Annotated in this window: 18 protein-coding genes and 1 tRNA gene; 4 read left to right on the forward strand and 15 right to left on the reverse strand. The window is 42.8% G+C overall.

The window, feature by feature from the left end; translation table 11 throughout:
- From flgG to L3V43_RS15795, 8 genes are all read right to left on the reverse strand, one after another.
- Entirely contained in the window at positions 1–789 is a 789-nt protein-coding gene (flgG, locus tag L3V43_RS15760) for a flagellar basal-body rod protein FlgG (RefSeq protein WP_010606305.1), read from the reverse strand.
- 16 nt (positions 790–805) lie between these two features.
- Positions 806–1,570, reverse strand: a complete 765-nt coding sequence (locus L3V43_RS15765) for a flagellar basal body rod protein FlgF (protein ID WP_102056456.1) — start codon at positions 1,568–1,570, stop codon at positions 806–808.
- A gap of 123 nt (positions 1,571–1,693) precedes the next feature.
- Entirely contained in the window at positions 1,694–3,094 is a 1,401-nt protein-coding gene (gene flgE / locus L3V43_RS15770) for a flagellar hook protein FlgE (protein ID WP_102056455.1), read from the reverse strand.
- Positions 3,095–3,135: 41 nt separating this feature from the next.
- Positions 3,136–3,819 carry a flagellar hook assembly protein FlgD gene (locus L3V43_RS15775; RefSeq protein ID WP_010369284.1) on the reverse strand — a complete coding sequence of 228 codons (684 nt, stop codon included), beginning with the start codon at positions 3,817–3,819 and terminating at the stop codon, positions 3,136–3,138.
- Between the two features lie 17 nt (positions 3,820–3,836).
- Positions 3,837–4,268, reverse strand: a complete 432-nt coding sequence (gene flgC, locus L3V43_RS15780; RefSeq protein ID WP_010606302.1) for a flagellar basal body rod protein FlgC — start codon at positions 4,266–4,268, stop codon at positions 3,837–3,839.
- Positions 4,269–4,270: 2 nt separating this feature from the next.
- Positions 4,271–4,681, reverse strand: coding sequence for a flagellar basal body rod protein FlgB (gene flgB, locus L3V43_RS15785; RefSeq protein ID WP_237116875.1), 411 nt, complete (start codon positions 4,679–4,681; stop codon positions 4,271–4,273).
- A gap of 280 nt (positions 4,682–4,961) precedes the next feature.
- Positions 4,962–5,795: a protein-glutamate O-methyltransferase CheR gene (locus L3V43_RS15790; RefSeq protein ID WP_010369291.1), complete on the reverse strand. Its 834-nt coding sequence runs from the start codon at positions 5,793–5,795 to the stop codon at positions 4,962–4,964.
- Positions 5,796–5,810: 15 nt separating this feature from the next.
- Positions 5,811–6,743: a chemotaxis protein CheV gene (locus L3V43_RS15795; RefSeq protein WP_010606301.1), complete on the reverse strand. Its 933-nt coding sequence runs from the start codon at positions 6,741–6,743 to the stop codon at positions 5,811–5,813.
- Between the two features lie 140 nt (positions 6,744–6,883).
- On the opposite strand from L3V43_RS15795, the gene flgA reads away from it, so the two are divergent.
- From flgA to L3V43_RS15810, 3 genes are all read left to right on the forward strand, one after another.
- Positions 6,884–7,591 (forward strand): flagellar basal body P-ring formation chaperone FlgA, encoded by a 708-nt coding sequence (gene flgA / locus L3V43_RS15800; RefSeq protein WP_010606300.1) that lies wholly within the window; start codon positions 6,884–6,886, stop codon positions 7,589–7,591.
- Between the two features lie 72 nt (positions 7,592–7,663).
- The gene (flgM, locus tag L3V43_RS15805; RefSeq protein ID WP_010369298.1) at positions 7,664–7,987 is read left to right on the forward strand and encodes a flagellar biosynthesis anti-sigma factor FlgM; all 324 of its coding nucleotides are present in this window, start codon (positions 7,664–7,666) and stop codon (positions 7,985–7,987) included.
- Positions 7,980–8,408 (forward strand): flagellar protein FlgN, encoded by a 429-nt coding sequence (locus tag L3V43_RS15810; protein ID WP_102056453.1) that lies wholly within the window; start codon positions 7,980–7,982, stop codon positions 8,406–8,408. The genes flgM and L3V43_RS15810 overlap by 8 nt, the downstream gene beginning before the upstream one ends.
- 74 nt (positions 8,409–8,482) lie before the next feature.
- On the opposite strand, the gene L3V43_RS15815 is transcribed toward L3V43_RS15810, so the two are convergent.
- On the reverse strand, positions 8,483–8,959 hold the full coding sequence (locus L3V43_RS15815; protein ID WP_235368080.1) for a flagellar biosynthesis protein FlgP: 477 nt from the start codon (positions 8,957–8,959) through the stop codon (positions 8,483–8,485).
- A gap of 204 nt (positions 8,960–9,163) precedes the next feature.
- Here L3V43_RS15815 and L3V43_RS15820 point away from each other — a divergent pair, with 204 nt between their 5' ends.
- Positions 9,164–10,360: a flagellar assembly protein T N-terminal domain-containing protein gene (locus tag L3V43_RS15820; protein WP_235368081.1), complete on the forward strand. Its 1,197-nt coding sequence runs from the start codon at positions 9,164–9,166 to the stop codon at positions 10,358–10,360.
- Between the two features lie 108 nt (positions 10,361–10,468).
- Here L3V43_RS15820 and L3V43_RS15825 read toward each other — a convergent pair.
- The 6 genes from L3V43_RS15825 to L3V43_RS15850 all read right to left on the reverse strand — a co-directional run bounded on the left by L3V43_RS15825 (position 10,469) and on the right by L3V43_RS15850 (position 16,367).
- Positions 10,469–10,543, reverse strand: a tRNA-Arg gene (locus L3V43_RS15825).
- A gap of 333 nt (positions 10,544–10,876) precedes the next feature.
- Positions 10,877–11,518, reverse strand: coding sequence for a FlgO family outer membrane protein (locus L3V43_RS15830; RefSeq protein WP_233525222.1), 642 nt, complete (start codon positions 11,516–11,518; stop codon positions 10,877–10,879).
- 10 nt (positions 11,519–11,528) lie between these two features.
- Entirely contained in the window at positions 11,529–12,182 is a 654-nt protein-coding gene (locus L3V43_RS15835; protein ID WP_237116874.1) for a FlgO family outer membrane protein, read from the reverse strand.
- A 14-nt stretch (positions 12,183–12,196) separates the two neighbouring features.
- Positions 12,197–12,778: a FlgO family outer membrane protein gene (locus L3V43_RS15840; protein WP_102056450.1), complete on the reverse strand. Its 582-nt coding sequence runs from the start codon at positions 12,776–12,778 to the stop codon at positions 12,197–12,199.
- A gap of 54 nt (positions 12,779–12,832) precedes the next feature.
- Positions 12,833–13,438 (reverse strand): SPOR domain-containing protein, encoded by a 606-nt coding sequence (locus L3V43_RS15845; protein WP_102056449.1) that lies wholly within the window; start codon positions 13,436–13,438, stop codon positions 12,833–12,835.
- Complete coding sequence (locus L3V43_RS15850) at positions 13,425–16,367, reverse strand: hypothetical protein (protein ID WP_237116873.1); 2,943 nt, start codon at positions 16,365–16,367, stop codon at positions 13,425–13,427. Before L3V43_RS15850 ends, L3V43_RS15845 begins: the two co-directional genes overlap by 14 nt.
- Positions 16,368–16,383 lie beyond the last annotated feature (16 nt).

Below are 16,383 nucleotides of genomic sequence, written 5' to 3' on the forward strand. Positions count from 1 at the left end.
TTACAGCTGTTGATTAATGTAGCTCAGCATCTGATCTACCGTTGAAATCACTTTTGAGTTCATCTCATACACGCGTTGTGTCTCAATTAGATTTACAAGCTCTTCGGTCACATTAACGTTTGACGTTTCAAGTGCGCCTTGCACAATCTTACCTAGCCCTTCAACGCTTGGATTACCTTGTACTGGTGCACCACTTACCGCAGTTTCTGTGTACAAGTTTTGTCCAATCGGTTCAAGACCTGATGGATTAATAAAGTCACTGATCGTCAACTGTCCGATAACAACGTTTTCAGCTTGTCCTGCAACGCGCACCGATACTTCACCATCTTGAGAAATAGTAATTGACTGTGCATCGTCGGGTACGTTCATCTCAGGTAACACAGGAAAACCCGCACCTGAGGTAACAATTCGACCTTCTTCATCCGTCGTGAACTGACCGTTTCTTGAATACGCAGTTGTGCCATCTGGCATCTGAATCTCAAAAAAGCCCGGGCCTTGGATCATCCAATCCAAAGAGTTTTCGGTACTTAACATATTACCTTGAGAAAAGTTCTTTTGGTTGGCGACTACTTTGGCACCTGCACCAAGCATCAAACCAGACGGTAATTCTGTATCTTGAGAGCTGCGGCCACCTGGCTGATTGATGTTTTGATATAATAAGTCTTCGAATATCGCCCGACTCTTTTTGTAGCCGACGGTACTGGCGTTCGCCAAGTTGTTCGAAATAACTGAAATATCAGTTTGCTGAGCATCTAAGCCTGTTTTACTTATCCACAATGCCGGATTCATGATCTCTACCTCACTCTTAAACTATGCGTAGGAGCGAAGTGTGTCGCTCATCTATTTCTTCAGCTGTTTTCATCAGCTTAATTTGCATTTCAAATTGTCTTTGATGGTTGATCATATCCACCATCTCATGAACGGGATTGACGTTGGACATCTCTAAGAAGCCACTCATCACTTTTGCGGTTGGTGATATTTCACAAAAGCCACAGATCCCATCTTCTAGCTTATCTTCTTTTGGTCTATAAAGGCCGTCATTGCCTTTTTGCAGCTTATTATTATCTGCTTCAATAATTTTCAGCCGATCAACCACTTCAAGAAAGTTAGCAGGAGCGCCTTGTGGACGCACTTGAATAGAGCCATCGTCACTAAACACCACTTTATCAACGGGGATAGGTAAGACAATAGGTCCACCTTCGCCAATAAGTTGACGCCCATGAGCTGTGACCAACGCACCGTCATTACGAATATTGAGCGTGCCGACTTTGGTGTAAGCTTCTTCACCCGAGGCATCAACAACACTGATCCATGATTTATCATCTACTGCAATATCTAGCTCACGGCCAGTTTCAACGATTGCGCCACCGGTCATATTGGTCCCTGGGCGTTCTTGCATAGCAAAAACCCGTGTAGGTAGCCCTTCACCAAACGCCTGCATTGAGCGCGCTTGAGCAAAATCTGCTTTGAAGCCAGTCGTATTGGCATTAGCAAGGTTATTCGCCTTAAGTGCCACACCACGTAAGCTTTGCTTAGCGCCTGACATTGCGATATACACCATTTTATCCATGACGATGACCTATAAAATTCAAACTTAGTCTAGTTAATGCAAGCACAGTGCCAAAGTGACGAGATGTTTTTGACGGACATAAAAAAGGCTGCCTTTGTAGCAGCCTTTGGAGGGCATAATATATTATCGGATCTGTAATATATTTTGTTGTAATGTTGAGTTAACCTCAAGCGCTCGAGAGTTCGCTTGGAAGTTACGTTGGGCGCTGATAAGGTCAACTAACTCGTTTGTGAGGTTGACGTTCGATTGCTCTAACGCAGATGAACTAATACCACCGAGAGTACCTGTGTTTGGCTCGCCTGCAAGTGGCTCACCAGAAGATAGGCTCTTCTTCCACTCAGTATTACCAATCGCCTGAAGGCCTTGAGAATTCGGGAAGCGTACTAGCGCGACTTGCCCTAAGAACGTTGAGTCGCCGTTAGTATATGAAGCCACAACTTTACCATCAGTACCAATATCAATACCTGCTAAACGGCCAACGGTCGCACCGTCTTGCTCCAATGCTTTTACTTCAAATCGACCCGATGAATATTGCGTTGGTAGCTTTTGAGCAGTATTTGCTTCATCACGCCAGTTAACAACAATATCATTCGGAAAAGTTGCACCGTTATCAAGCAAGTTTGACATACCGATAGTTGGGTCAACTGCATCTTGAGGTCCTGCAAGACTTAAGGGGTTAAATGTCGAGCCAGTATTGTTGTTAAAAACAAGCGGCGTAGCTGAAGGATCGGCAGCCGTCTGTGATGGAATACCGCTAGCATCGAAACGGAACACACTAACTGGCGTATAAGGAACAGGTGGTGTTGCTGCTGGATCAATTTGCTGCGCATTATGGTTAAAAGGTTTATCGTCCATTGTTGCGTAAGTAGACCACTCATTATCCGCTGTTTTTCTGAAGAATAACTGCAATGTATGTGATTCACCCAACGAGTCATATACCGTTATTGCTGTTCTTGAATTATATGAGGCACGTTGCTCAGGATCAAAAGCAATTGTAGGTGGTTGCGCAGTCGCATCTAGGTTAAACGAGGTATAGATTTGCGATGTTGCACGAGGAGAACCTGATGCATCTGGAATTTGAACGGGTGATGTTGTGCTTAAACTCAAAGACGTGGTATCACCTGTAGATGGATCGACTGGAAAGCCTTGCAAGTAATCACCCTTAGCATTCACGATAAAGTTGTCTTTGTTGAGCTTAAATGCACCCGCTCGAGAATAGGTGAAATCTTGTGACTGGAGCGAGTTTGACATGGCAAAATAGCCTTCGCCCTCAATCGCCAAGTCTAGCGAGTTTTGCGTAAACTTTAATGATCCTTGGTGAAACTGCTGTGCAACCATGGTAGTTTGTACACCATCGCCATTTTTCGTTTTGCCAGAGCTAAAAACCGAAGACGCGTAAACATCAGCAAATTCTGCGCGAGACTCTTTAAAACCCGTCGTGTTCACGTTAGCAATGTTATTTGCTGTTACGTCCAAGTCTTTTTGCGCGGCGGCAATACCTGTCAGTGCTATATTGAAACTCATACTCTCACCTCTAAGTTCTTAAGGTTAATTCTTTAAAACTACTATGCTATTTCAGCAATATCAGTTAAGCGCACCGCGCCTTCTTTGGTATTAATGACGATGCCGTTAGCACCATTAACATTAACACTGTCTATATTTCTAAATGTGGCCGACGGTAAAGTTTGATATTCACCTTCAATCATACCCTCCGCTTTTATGGTGTATTCACCTGGAGGCATCATCTCACCGTCTTTATTTTTACCATCCCAATCGAATCGCACAGCGCCCACACTTTGTTCGCCAAATTCAAGCGTCTTTACAAGCGCTCCAGATTCATCATAGATACCCACTGATAGATTCTGAACTGGTTCCTGTACAATCACAGAACCTTTTGTAAGTGCATCGTCACCATGTTCTAACGTCGTTGATTCGAGTAATGCTTTCTTACCAATCAGCGTTGATGCTTGAAGCGCCGAGTTAGAAGTCATCGATGCAGCTAACGAGTCAAAGTTCTCATTTAACTTTGAGATCCCCTCGGCCATGGTAAAACTTGTCATCTGCGCGATCATTTGATCGTTGTCCGCAGGCTTACTTGGATCTTGGAAAGAGAGCTGTTGAGTAAGCAGCGAGAAGAAATCTTCTTGCGATAGCTCATCTCTGGGCTTTTTCTCCTCGGCCTGTTTCTGCCTGTCCCAGTAGAGTGAATCTACACCCGTTGAAGAAGTGGCATTTACATTATTACTCATCAGCTGTTACTCCCAATTTAGCGCTGGCCTAGTTGCAATGTTTTACTAAGCATTTGCTTTGCAGCATCTGCAACTTGAACATTGGTTTGGTAAGAGCGAGAAGCAGAAATCATGTTTGCCATCTCCTCTACCACATTCACATTCGGTTTATAAATGTAGCCATTTGCGTCAGCACTTGGGTGGTTTGGGTTATATTCAACTTGAAGCGGCTTATCGCTCTCAACCACACCTAATACTTTTACTCCAACTGACGATCCCGCGACATTGCTTTGGGAAGCTGAAGCTTTGGAAAGTTCAGCGGCAAATACAGGGTGTCTAGCGCGATAAACATTATCTTGACTAGAACTCACTGAGTTTGCGTTCGAGATATTACTTGCGGTGGTATTTAGTCGCACATTCTGTGCACTCATCCCTGAACCCGCAATATCGAAAACGTTATATAAACTCATAATTATGCCCCTTGTCCGCCGAGTGCCTTCTTAAGGCCACTGAACTTACCACCAAGAAATTGCAAACTGGCTTGGTACTCTAATGCATTCTGTACATACAAATTTCGTTCCACTTGTATATCTACTGAGTTACCATCACCTGTATCTGCTTGATTTGGCGAACGATATAGTTCAGATGAGTTACTCATTTTAGTACCACCTCTGAGGTGTTTTGCATCTGTTCTAACCATATCATTGCCGCTTCTTTGCATTGTCTTTGCCGCTTTCAAAGCACTAGCAAAGTCGATATCTTTAGCTTTGTATCCTGGAGTGTCTGCGTTTGCGATATTGCTTGCTAGAATTTCAGCGCGTTGTGAGCGAAGCAGCATAGTATGCTGATGTATACCCAACGCTTTATCGAAACTAATTGCCATTATCTGACTCCAAAAAATTGACTCAGGTATGACAAAGCAATCTTTAGGCCAGTTTTAAGGTTAAATTTATCCCTTAAATTTCATAAAATTAAACTATATTTTAGGAATAATTAAACTTGAATCAGTGTTGAGTCAGTAACGTAAATAAGAGCAAATATTCGAATAATTGACAACTTGGCTGAAGCAATTTGAGGCTAAAAGGTAGGAGATGGTTATTAGAATTACGTTACACATTGCAAATACTAGCTATAGCGACTATCCCTGCCGCTATATGTGAGTATTAAGTCTTTTTCTGATAGATAATCCCAGGATTACAACGGATCATATTAAAGTCGTCACTCAACCCCGCCATCGATTCCGACGCCCCTAAAAACAAATAACCATTCGGGTTTAACGACTGAGCAAATTGCGAAATGATTTTGGCTTTCACTTCAGGTGAAAAATAGATCAGGACGTTACGGCAGAAAATAACATCAAACTTACCCATCAACGCGTAAGAATCTAGCAAGTTTAAATGTCTAAAGCTGACCATTTTACGGATAGGTTCAACTACCTTAGCCATTCCATTACCGCTATCCATAAAAAACTTCTTTCTGCGCTCAGGCGACAACCCTCTCGCCAACGCCAACGCGTCATATTCAGCATTCTTACACATATCAAGCATCGTGTTAGAAATGTCTGTACCGACGATCTGAACACCCATTTTCAGCGCGCCTGGGCTTTTACTCACATATTCACTCGCAGACATCGCAATTGAATATGGCTCTTGTCCTGATGAACTTGCCGCCGACCAAATCTTAACTGGACGTCTCAAGTCTTTAAACTCTGGTAAGATTTTCGATTTAATTAGCTCGAACGGATAAGTATCCCTAAACCAAAGTGTTTCATTCGTTGTCATCGCATCCACCACAGCGGCACGCAATTGCCGCTCATGGGGACTGAGTGTTTTAGCTACTAAAGACGATAGTGTTTCCACACCAAAGCGAGCCATCAGAGGAGCGAGTCGGCTTTTGACCAAGTACAATTTATTGTCACCCAGTACAATACCGCACTGTTGCTCCAAAAAGGTTCTAAATTGGTCGTACTCTTTTTGCTCTAAATGCTTATTTTCCAAGTGCTACCACCAGCTTTAATCACAATGAACCCATTTTTTAACCGCTGAAGCTAATTCATCTGGGTTAAACTTAGCAATAAAATCATCAGCGCCAACCTTCTCAATCATGGCCTGATTAAATACACCACTCAGTGAAGTATGGAGTATCACATGCAATGGCGCTAATTTTGGATCAGCTTTTATTTCAGCCGTTAGCGTATAACCATCCATTTCTGGCATTTCAACGTCAGAAATCAATAGCCCAACTCGCTCGGTGACATTATTTTGACAGTCCATTTCGGCAATTTCACGAAGCCTGATAAGTGCTTCTTTACCATTCTTTGCCAGCTCAGTCTGAACACCTAATGGCTCCAATGCACGTTTGACCTGATTACGAGCAACCGCAGAGTCATCAGCGATAAAGACAATACGTTCGCCTAAATCTTTTTGCATTTCACCATCAGAGACAATGTCAGCACTGACTTCCGTGTTGATCGGGCAAATTTCATTGAGGATCTTTTCTACGTCTAATATTTCAACTAGCTCGTTTTCAATTTCTGTAACCGCTGTCAAATAGGAATAACGGCCTGCCCCAGATGGCGGGGGCATTATTTTTTCCCAGTTCATATTCACAATGCGTTCTACCGCACTGACTAAAAAGCCTTGAACTGAACGGTTGTATTCCGCAATTACAATAAAACAATTGCGAATATCTTGAATAGGAGGCCCACCAACCGCAAGTGACATGTCAATTACGGATATTGTTTGGCCTCGAATATGAGCAACCCCTCGAATCAAAGGGTTTGACTTGGGCATGCTTGTCAATGCTGGACATTGAAGCACTTCTCGGACTTTGAAAACGTTAATGCCGAAGCGCTGTCGACCTTGAAGTCGAAAAAGTAATAGCTCGAGACGGTTTTGTCCAACCAGCTGTGTACGTTGGTTAACCGAGTCTAAAATACCTGCCATTTCAATCTCCTACTGTATAAACCGCTAATCGGAACGATCTTTGCTTCGACTCTGATATGGTTTACCACCCTTGATTAGGTGCAGTTATTAAAGCAGAATCTTTATACCTTGTTTCACCCCATAAGCATAGTCGAAACATCATGAGTTTGTTAAAAAAAACCCATTACATTCAGTTTTTTTGTTTGTTCGCTTATTTTATAGGCGTTGACTATGGTTATTGTCAGCAATATGACAACAAAACTTTAGAACAAAGCGCAATAGAATTTGTTGAACCAAATGTAGAGCAAGATCCCGACAGCCAGCTATCACTAACTGCTATACCACTTGATTCAAGAATTCCAGCAAGGGATTGTCAATCGCCGTTGCAATATAGTACAGCAATGACTCCGCCTTTTGACACTCAAGTGACAGTACAAATTAGATGCAACGATACCCTCAGCTGGACTCAATACGTCCACGTGCGTATCGATCACCTCTTCCCTATTTTAGTTAGCGCGACCATGTTAGAAAAAGGCCGTGTTATTCAGGATGACGATGTGAAAATAGAGTATCAGCCGAAACGTTTTCGTAGGGTTTCCTATATAGAAGATAAGTCGATACTAATAGGCAGTAGAAGCAAACGTAATATCAGAGAAGGTCAAGCCTTTACTCAGGCTCATATTTGCATGGTCTGCAAAGGCGATACTGTGACGATTATTGCTAAATCAGGTGGGCTTGTGATCAAAACTCAAGGAGAAGCGCAGCAAGATGGCAACCGTGGTGAACTTATTAATATTAAAAACGCTCGCTCTGGCAAAACCTTACGTGCTAGAGTAATAGAAGTGGAAACAGTAGAGGTGAATTTATAAAAAATTTGCTAAAGTAATACTATTAAACGCCGATAACAAGGCTGAGAGTATAATTTTATTGGGTCTACAATCATGGTTAATCAAGTTAACGGTCAGAATCAGTCTACATCCGTTGCTAATAATGTTAAGCAACAGAAGGCTGAATTGCAAAGAAATGATGCTAATAGTGCATCAGTTAAATCACCAGCTACACCGAAAGCAGCTGCGGATTCAGTGAGCCTGACTCCACAAGCGCAACAGCTGAAAACGGTCAACGAAAAAGCGCAGCAGTCATCAGGCTTTGACGACAAGAAAGTCGAAGAACTGAAAAAAGCGATTGCAGAAGGCAAGTATCAAGTTGACGCGGAAAAACTAGCCAAAAACATAGCTGCATTTGAGTTCGAAATATATGGATGATTTGGTTCGGCTCTGCCACCACAAACTTTCAGAACAAATCTCAACGCTAGAAGCGATGACCCAGCTTCTGGCTCGTGAGCTTGACGAGCTCGCGTCTCGGCGTGGCGACAACTTAAAAGAAATCGCTCGTGAAAAGCTAACTCTCATTTCAAAACTGCAAAAGCTCGACAATGAATTGTCAAAAACTGAGTCTCACGTCTTTGAAAGCAGTGAAGTAGCCCCGCTAGTTGCTAAAGTGCGAGCACTACTCAGTGAGTGCCAAACCAAAAATGAAATCAATGCTAAAACGGCTCATCAGGCTAATGTAAGCACACGTGAACTAAAAGGGATCTTAATTGGAGCACCAACTTCAATTACATATGGTCAAGATGGCAGCGTGAAAAGTAGCGACAGTGAATTGGTACGTAACCTAAAGGCGTAGCCACGCCTGTCGTATTTTAGTATTGAGGAACAATCGAAGTGAAGCGCATTAAGTAAGCAATATGTGATGAGTGCTTACTTAAAGCTATAAGATATCTTCTTAATTTTCTGCGGCTTGACTTGAGTAATATACAAATCATAAACGCGTTTCATATCAAGCTCTAACTCCGTCGCGTAAGTATCACCAACTGCGTAACTTTTCAGCACCTTAGCCCCACGAACAAGTCCATTTACTTGGCTCTTAAGACCGTCGTTTTGCGCAACCGCTCCTTTTACCGTAATAGTGGATGTCAAATTCTGGCCATACAGTTGCTCAGCCAATTCACGATACGCTTCTAATTTTGACACTTTAATTGCCATTAGCTGCTTCTCACCCGCAGTATTACCCGGCTGAGCACTCAAAGGAGCGTACCCCACAGCCCGTAAAACAGGAAAAGTTTCCGGTTGCACTGTTTCATATTCAATATGCTTATCAACGAGGCTTGAACAGCCGCTGAGCCCTGCTAGCGAACAAACCATAACAACTGAACTGATAGAATTAGTGATACGCATTTCACCCCACTCCGCTACAATATATACCAATCAAAATTAAGCACTTCCCCAACATCTTGGTCTCGCAAGGGTTGTTGTGGTTTCATTGAGTATTGGCAAGAAATAAAATTAACTTTCATAATGTATGATTATGCACGAACCTTGCCAAAATTTGGCACAGGTATTGCTGAGTTGAAGAGTAGTTTTTGATCTGGGCATTTAAACATGAAAAAGCAATTCGCGACCAGTCTATCACTGTTGTGTATCACCCTGGTTCATCCAGCTTATGCTGAATGGTTTGAAGTTACCGGCATAGCTGACGTTAAAAATGGCGACCATCAAAAAGCCAAAAGAAAGGCGGTAAATGACGCCATCACACAAGCTTTGCTGTTTTCTGGCGCTTCGGTGAGTAGTGTGCAAACCGTCACCGATGGTGTACTCACCCAAGATCAACTTAAGATCCGCTCAAATGCTGAAATCCAAAGTGCCAACGTAATTGCTGAAGCAAAAGTTGGTGACTCATGGCAGGTGACATTACATATCGATATTACCCCACAGAGTGCTCAGTGCCCTACTAGTGCTTACGACAAACAGGTTGCAGTCACACAAAGTCAGTTAAAAAATAAACACCAAGCAACACTAGGTCAAATTTTTGACATAAATAAAGCGGTGAGCGAGCGCCTATACCAGACAATGTCTGAACAAAAGTTGAGCTTAGAACCTGTTCCTTATTTCGCACAGACCATAGACGTTAACCGCTTTTTCAGCCAGCGGTTTGATTATAATGAACAGCTAATCGAGACCATTACGGCAAATACGAACAGCCAATTTGTATTACTGAGTCAAATTACTGATATTGCAGGTGTCGATAAACTTAATAGCGACTTCGCATTTTGGCAAAGTGATAAATATTTAAGAAGCTTCAAGGTAGACTTTGCGCTGTTTGATGCACTTTCTCATGAAAGGGTGTGGCAAAAGCAATATGCCACTCAAGGCGTGTGGCCGTTTAAGAAGACCAAATTAATTGATGTGTACAGTGAGCGCTTTTGGCAGACAGATTATGCTGATGAGATCCAAACCACGCTGATACAAATCGCAACTGATTTAAACGCAGCGGTGGCCTGCTTACCAACCAACGGCAAAATCCTACATATCGATGATGAACAAGTCGTTATTAATTTGGGCCGCATGCATGGCTTAGAGAATGGCCAGATCCTTAACGTAGCGCATAGTAATCCGCTGACTAATGTCGATGGTAAAATATTTATGCATCAAATTAAAACCATTAATAAACTGCAAGTGATCCAGGTGAATGCGCAAAACGCCATTGCGGTAAATATCAGTAATCGCCCACTTCACAATGTGCAAATTAATGATTTGGTTGAAATTCAAATAGAAAATGAAAATGAGTTTGAACTGTAAGGTTAAGACTACCTATGACGCAGACAAGATTTTCGACGACTTTACACACTCTACATCATGCTTCCGCCGCCCATTTACTTTGGTAATTCCACGCAAAAGTGATACCAATGGCGTCCCCAGTAGGAATCGAACCTACATCTAAGCCTTAGGAGGGCCTTGTTTTATCCATTAAACTATGGGGACAATCTCTAAAGTCAGATAACAATCGCCTTTTTTGACCTTCACTAGCGGGATCTGCGGTACTTAATACCAATGAAAGTCGAGAATTGTTGATTCTCTGTTGTACTGCATCTCAGTGACTTCGCTTTAGTATACTGATCTTAATGAACTTTTAAAGGTTAATAGTCAATTTATTCGCGGTAATAAATGAGCTGGTTCAGTAGGTGAATACGCAGCAGTTAAGACCCACTACTGCGCTATCAGTTACTTCACTTGAGGTGTGAATAAGAAGTAGGATAGTTCTTCGTTTAATAAAACCTAAACGGTATTTTCTTCTAAAAACCGCTATTTGAAGTACTACCTTGCAGCGGTTGCCTGATCATCAAGGATAAAATACGGGATGGTCACCACCGTGCTTGCGATCACTAAGTTAGTGTTAAACTCTAACAATCTTGCATTTACCTCCACGCCTCGTGGACGGTAAACCATAGTGCCTGTGAGCAAATGGCTGGGAGATTGCGTGTTTTTCAAGCGGCTTGCTTTACGCGAAAAAGTCAAGTCGCCACTGGATGTCACTTCAATTTTCCCCAATGCTTTAAAGTCTAACGCTTGATAACCCAGCTTTTGCATTTGATGCATTAAGGACTCAGCCAATTGGTTTCCTAGCTGGTTTGTATCCCTTAATGATTCATTAAAGTTGACAAAACTGGCTACCGCTATCGACTCAGGCTTTTGCCCTAATACAGTATCTGACAGTTCCAACGCAATTTGATTGGCGTAGTTAGCAATTTCTTTGCGATGACGATAGCTAACGAAACCAATATCTTGCAATACCGAGGCTTGTGAATCTTCATTACGCTCTTGCTCTTCCATCATGGCATACAATATTTCCATGTCGGATTGCTGCGTTTCTGTAGGTTCGGAAGCCGTTTGTTTTGTCATTTCGCAGCCACCGAGTAATGCAAGTGTCGTCGCGAATAGCACTACATTTTTCATCATCGCCTCCGAATTAGTTCGCACGCTCTATACGAATGCCATCGTATGCCGCACCATCTTGTAGGGCGTTAACTACGTTTTGCGGTAAAAAGCCTTGAGCAGAACCCACGACACTTTTACTTCTAAGCCCAACCACTCTGGCATTAACCATAACCCCGCCCTGATGATTCACCAAAGTACCACCTAGCACATACAAAAAAGGATGGTCGTCAGATAGCTCTAAAAAGTCACGGCTAAAAATGAAATCGCCTTCAGGTGTCACCCGGATATAGTCTGTTGTTTTAAAGTCCACAACAGGGATCCCAAATGTATGAAGCTCATGGATAAAGCTTTCAGCCAACTGGTTACCCAGCAAGGAACCTTTATCAAATTCTTTATCTAAAAATACAAAGCTTGTCACTGCTACCGGCGTTTTCTCATTCACGTGTTTCAAGTTTGCAACCATGTCTTGCATAATAGACTGGACATAGTGAGTGACATTTTTACCAGCCATTTGCTGAGAAACAGAGAATTGTTTCATACCGTTTGGATTACTTTGATACATCGAAGATTTTTCAAAGCCATTACGCACGGGCTCAGCCTGAGCATTATCCACCGCAAAAAAGTTACTCTGAGCACAGCCAACCATCAATGAAAGCGGCAAAACCAAACTTAATACTTTTTTCATTACTTTCATCTCCACTAATATTGGCTTCGTATAATCTGACCGTCACGATTTGTGACACGCTCCGTACCCCACATAACAGCTTTTGGAATGCTGATTGATGCGGCTGAGACGGCTCGATTATGTAACGTATCGACCAGCCGCGCATTGACCAAATAGATATCCCGACTTTCTACGATTGTCCCGACCACCACGAGGTCAATTTTCTGGCGCTGATTCAGCACATTCAATTCTCGACTTAACATACTATCGGCAGAACTTTGTAAAGATAAAGCGTTTCTGAGTCGATATTCCACGACATCTGCCCCCATTTGACTTAAATGGGTCATGAGGGATTCTTGCAAGGCCACGCTCAAGCCTGAACCTTGCCCAGCAACGGTATCATCCAGCTGATTAGCCTTAAAAAAACTTGTCACAGCAACCGTTGAGTTCGGCTTGAACGGCCGTACATACCGCCCGAGTTCCGCGGCTAACTGAGCGCCAAACCCATCTAAGTCAGGTAAGATTTCTTGCTGCTGGGTCGCTTCTCTTTTGCCGACCTGTTGGCTGTTTGTACACCCTGCCAACAACATAATCACTATGAGTGCTAGATATTTCATTTCACCAAGCCCACGATAAACTTATTGGATAAAATGCAAAATACGCACCAAGTTTTAAAGTCGATGACTGGTGTAATGGCTAACCAAACAGCTTAAACCTGCACGCTTAAGTTGCTGGCAACCTTTGTATGCAGAGGCCTTATCTGCAAATGCACCTAATTTGAGCCGATAATATTTCGTATTTTGAATATCTATTTGCTCGATATTCACTTCGCTTGTTGCAAAGTCTTGCGGTAACTTATCCTTGAGTTGCTCGTAGGTTTGCCTAAGCTTGGTATATTCCGTTGTAGAGGCCAATTGAATTGCGAATTCAGCTATCTCGACAGGCTGTTCTTGTTTCTCGGTGGGCTTTGTTTTTTGCTCTATCACTTGCTCGGGTTGCTCTGCTAAAAGCTCAGCATACTTTTGCTTTGCAAGCGAATTTGATAGCTGCATCGCAATAACATCTAAATCTTCCTGCACTTCTTCAAACTTAGCAACCTGCTGTTTTAGCGCTCTGAGCTGTTCTACTTCTTGTTGTAAGGTGCTTACCTGCTGTTCCAGTAAAGATAGCTGCTTCTTCATTTGTAATGAGTCAAGTTGACTCTTGCTCGCAGTTGCTTGGCAACCACTTAACGCAACGAAACTGAGCATAATGAGATGCCACTTAATTGATTGCATTGTTTTCTCTTTCATAAATAGTTAAGGCTTCCACCGTGCAAGAAACTTTGAAGGGAAGTAGATTTTGGCAAATATTTGCCGCATTTTGTGTGGTGTCATCTCTTAATATAAGTAAATAAGTGGCGTCGCCTTCTTGTTGCGCATACCCAAAACCACCGCTTAATAACGCGGGATAACGCTTAGCCAAAATCGCCGCATACACTTTTAATATCGTTAATGTCTTGAAGCGTCCAACTACAGCAAACTCTTGCGTGGTTGCGCGCTGTCGTTGTAATTCGTGATTTACATCAAGCAGCAAGTCTCCCTCTGCACTTAACTCCACTTCTATCTGTTGAGTACTGGCTACCGCGAGCCTTTTCGCATCACTTATCGCTGTACGGTAAGTCCCAGGCTTCAAACTAGTAAATACATAGTAGCCGTCATATGCCGTCTGAGTACGCGCGACTTCGTTACCCATTTCATCAAGTAAACTCACGGTGGTGAACCCTGCAGGTCGGCGCTCAGTACCCTCATTGATTTCAACAATACCTTCAACTTCCGACGAGTTTACAAATGGTATTTCAACATATTCAATATGACCGGGTCTTGGAGTGAATGAAAAGCCATCGTTAGCGGGAATTAAAAAGGGTTCGGGGATCGTTTCTTTGTCAACAATAATATCTGTTCGTTTGTAATTAACCATTGCGGGTAATAGAGCCACACCGTCGTCGTCAGTTTTACCTTGTGCAAAGTTTTGCAATGCTTTTATAGTTACCCCCTTCAGCGGTAACTCCCCATCGTCAAGATAGCCGTTATTATTTTGGTCGATAAAAGCACGAATCATCAAAGAGCCAAACTGCGACAAGCGTTTGCCAGTTAAAAAAACCTGATCTACGGTTTCGCCTGCTCCAATACTTACTTGTCCAGAGAGGCCTAGTTGCCAGTTATCATCGTTATCGTATTGCAAGTCTGTTAACAACCGAAACTTATCATGGTTCCAGCTCAATCCAAGTTCGGTTTTATAGTATTCCGCAGCAAAGTCTTTGTATAAGGTAATGCCAAGATCAAGCTCAGGACTTAGCGCTTTGCTCAACTCTAGCTCAGCGGCTGTAATTTCATTAGCAGGTTTTATGTCATACCAAGTAGTAAAACGACTATATATCCCAAAAATCCTTCGCTGCCAGCGCAAGTAGCCACTCACATCGCTGGCTTGATCTGTCTGCGCTTGCCACACAAATTGGTTACTGAAAGTGCCCCAATAATTCCCCGTGCTAAACAGCAGCGACGCTTGCTCGGTGGTGTCTATATTAGCTCTATTAAGCTGAAAGTATTCAGCACGATAGTAAATTTTAGCGGCATCAAAAAGAGACCAATCTCCCGCCGCCGTTAATTTTATCTCGGTCGCATTTTCATCCCGTTCTAAATCTTCCTTTAGCTCAAATTTAGCACCTACCTGCTGGCCAAATAGACGGGTTCGAGTATTTGCAGAGAGACGTTGGTTCGCTTCGCTCTTACTATAGTCAACATCCAGTAATAGTCGTTTATTAATATTGGTGTTAAATCCTGTAGAAAAGTATTGTTCTGAGGCGCTATTTTTTACACCTTGACGATGCTGCAAGCCTGCATACACCGCAAAATTTTTAGTAAGACCGTAGTCAAATCGACCATTTACTTGCCAGCTTGATGCTCCTGATACCGCAGTCTTGTCGCCCAGTATACTTTTGCCCGTCTCAGTAATTGATACGGCAAAAAAGCCTTCATCTTCGTTTACGGTGCTCTGTTCAACATAATAGGTCTGCACTTCTTTTGATACTTGACCTTGCCCTCCATACATCACCAGTTCAAAGGTATTTTCACCAAATAGTAAATCAATATTTTCAAACTCATAGCGCCCAGATTGAACATTATTTTCTTGCCCTATTAGCAATCCATTTCGATAAAGCTCTACGTCCCACCCTACCTGAACAGGACCTGAGATGACAATACGCTGACGGTTAGTGCGGCTATCTAACGGCGCGTTACTGAAGTTCACTCCTCGCCCTTCTTCATTTAGCGCATCAACTCCAACTTGAACACTCTGTACATCACCGAGCGATACCTTGGTAAAGTTGCCAAACGGTAAAACATCGGCTTTTTTAGAAGCACGGTTTAGGGATAATCGTGAGCGATTAATCACATCTCCCTCTCTACCAGCAATAAAATACTGAGCTTGCCAATAGGCGATGTCTTGCGAACCAATAAGGGAATAAGACGTCTGACTAATGTCTTCAGTCACCTGCGCATTTATCTGAGCATCCAGCACTGGTTTACCGATGCTTTGATAAGGACTTGGTCGCCACGGTAATGTTGCGCTGGCATTGCGGTCAAACCTGACAACTTCTCTTCCTAATCGCTGTTGCTGCGCTTCTATTGGCAGAATTAGCCTACTTTTAACCGTAAGAGATAAATCCTGTATATCGGTAAACAGGCTCACATCGAATAAGGTCGCAACGATATAATCGGCGAGAAATACCTCACCATTGATAACCTGAACTTCCTTATCACTCAATTGCGTTCGCTGCCCTTTGCTCTCAACTAAATGCGCTTTGGCATTAAGACTAAAGGTGTTTTCAGGTGTGAAGAACCAGCCATCAAAAGTTCCTGATACATCTTCTGATACCACAAAGCCCAAAGCTGAAAACAAGCTCAAGAGTTCCACATTGACGCCTTGTTCCGACGTCACCGCGATCACTTCACCTAAATATAAATTTCCTTTATAAGCGGATAAAAACAGTTCCGTACCAACATCAACCCGAGAGACCACCCGCTCACTTTGCTGTATCGCAAGTTTTGCTTTCACTCGTTCAACCCGTTCTAATAGCTGTTGCAAAGTATCAACCTGCGATGCCATAGCAGGTTGATAGCATAGTATGCCAATTAGTAACGCGCGCCAAATAGCGGGGGCTCTCATTACGTTCGCTTACCCT

Origin of the sequence: Pseudoalteromonas sp. L23, from assembly GCF_021728455.1 — a bacterium.
Classification (GTDB): domain Bacteria; phylum Pseudomonadota; class Gammaproteobacteria; order Enterobacterales; family Alteromonadaceae; genus Pseudoalteromonas.

What these genes read in the sequence shown, in the direction of transcription:
- flgA (WP_010606300.1), top strand. Translation starts at nt 6,884, where the DNA reads ATGAGTTTGTTAAAAAAAACCCATTACATTCAGTTTTTTTGTTTGTTC.
- flgC (WP_010606302.1), bottom strand. Translation starts at nt 4,268, where the DNA reads ATGAGTTTATATAACGTTTTCGATATTGCGGGTTCAGGGATGAGTGCA.
- L3V43_RS15795 (WP_010606301.1), bottom strand. Translation starts at nt 6,743, where the DNA reads ATGGCAGGTATTTTAGACTCGGTTAACCAACGTACACAGCTGGTTGGA.
- L3V43_RS15835 (WP_237116874.1), bottom strand. Translation starts at nt 12,182, where the DNA reads ATGAAAAAAGTATTAAGTTTGGTTTTGCCGCTTTCATTGATGGTTGGC.
- L3V43_RS15830 (WP_233525222.1), bottom strand. Translation starts at nt 11,518, where the DNA reads ATGATGAAAAATGTAGTGCTATTCGCGACGACACTTGCATTACTCGGT.
- L3V43_RS15845 (WP_102056449.1), bottom strand. Translation starts at nt 13,438, where the DNA reads ATGCAATCAATTAAGTGGCATCTCATTATGCTCAGTTTCGTTGCGTTA.
- flgE (WP_102056455.1), bottom strand. Translation starts at nt 3,094, where the DNA reads ATGAGTTTCAATATAGCACTGACAGGTATTGCCGCCGCGCAAAAAGAC.
- flgG (WP_010606305.1), bottom strand. Translation starts at nt 789, where the DNA reads ATGAATCCGGCATTGTGGATAAGTAAAACAGGCTTAGATGCTCAGCAA.
- L3V43_RS15815 (WP_235368080.1), bottom strand. Translation starts at nt 8,959, where the DNA reads ATGCGTATCACTAATTCTATCAGTTCAGTTGTTATGGTTTGTTCGCTA.
- L3V43_RS15820 (WP_235368081.1), top strand. Translation starts at nt 9,164, where the DNA reads ATGAAAAAGCAATTCGCGACCAGTCTATCACTGTTGTGTATCACCCTG.
- L3V43_RS15810 (WP_102056453.1), top strand. Translation starts at nt 7,980, where the DNA reads ATGGATGATTTGGTTCGGCTCTGCCACCACAAACTTTCAGAACAAATC.
- L3V43_RS15765 (WP_102056456.1), bottom strand. Translation starts at nt 1,570, where the DNA reads ATGGATAAAATGGTGTATATCGCAATGTCAGGCGCTAAGCAAAGCTTA.
- L3V43_RS15850 (WP_237116873.1), bottom strand. Translation starts at nt 16,367, where the DNA reads ATGAGAGCCCCCGCTATTTGGCGCGCGTTACTAATTGGCATACTATGC.
- flgM (WP_010369298.1), top strand. Translation starts at nt 7,664, where the DNA reads ATGGTTAATCAAGTTAACGGTCAGAATCAGTCTACATCCGTTGCTAAT.
- L3V43_RS15840 (WP_102056450.1), bottom strand. Translation starts at nt 12,778, where the DNA reads ATGAAATATCTAGCACTCATAGTGATTATGTTGTTGGCAGGGTGTACA.
- L3V43_RS15775 (WP_010369284.1), bottom strand. Translation starts at nt 3,819, where the DNA reads ATGAGTAATAATGTAAATGCCACTTCTTCAACGGGTGTAGATTCACTC.
- flgB (WP_237116875.1), bottom strand. Translation starts at nt 4,681, where the DNA reads ATGGCAATTAGTTTCGATAAAGCGTTGGGTATACATCAGCATACTATG.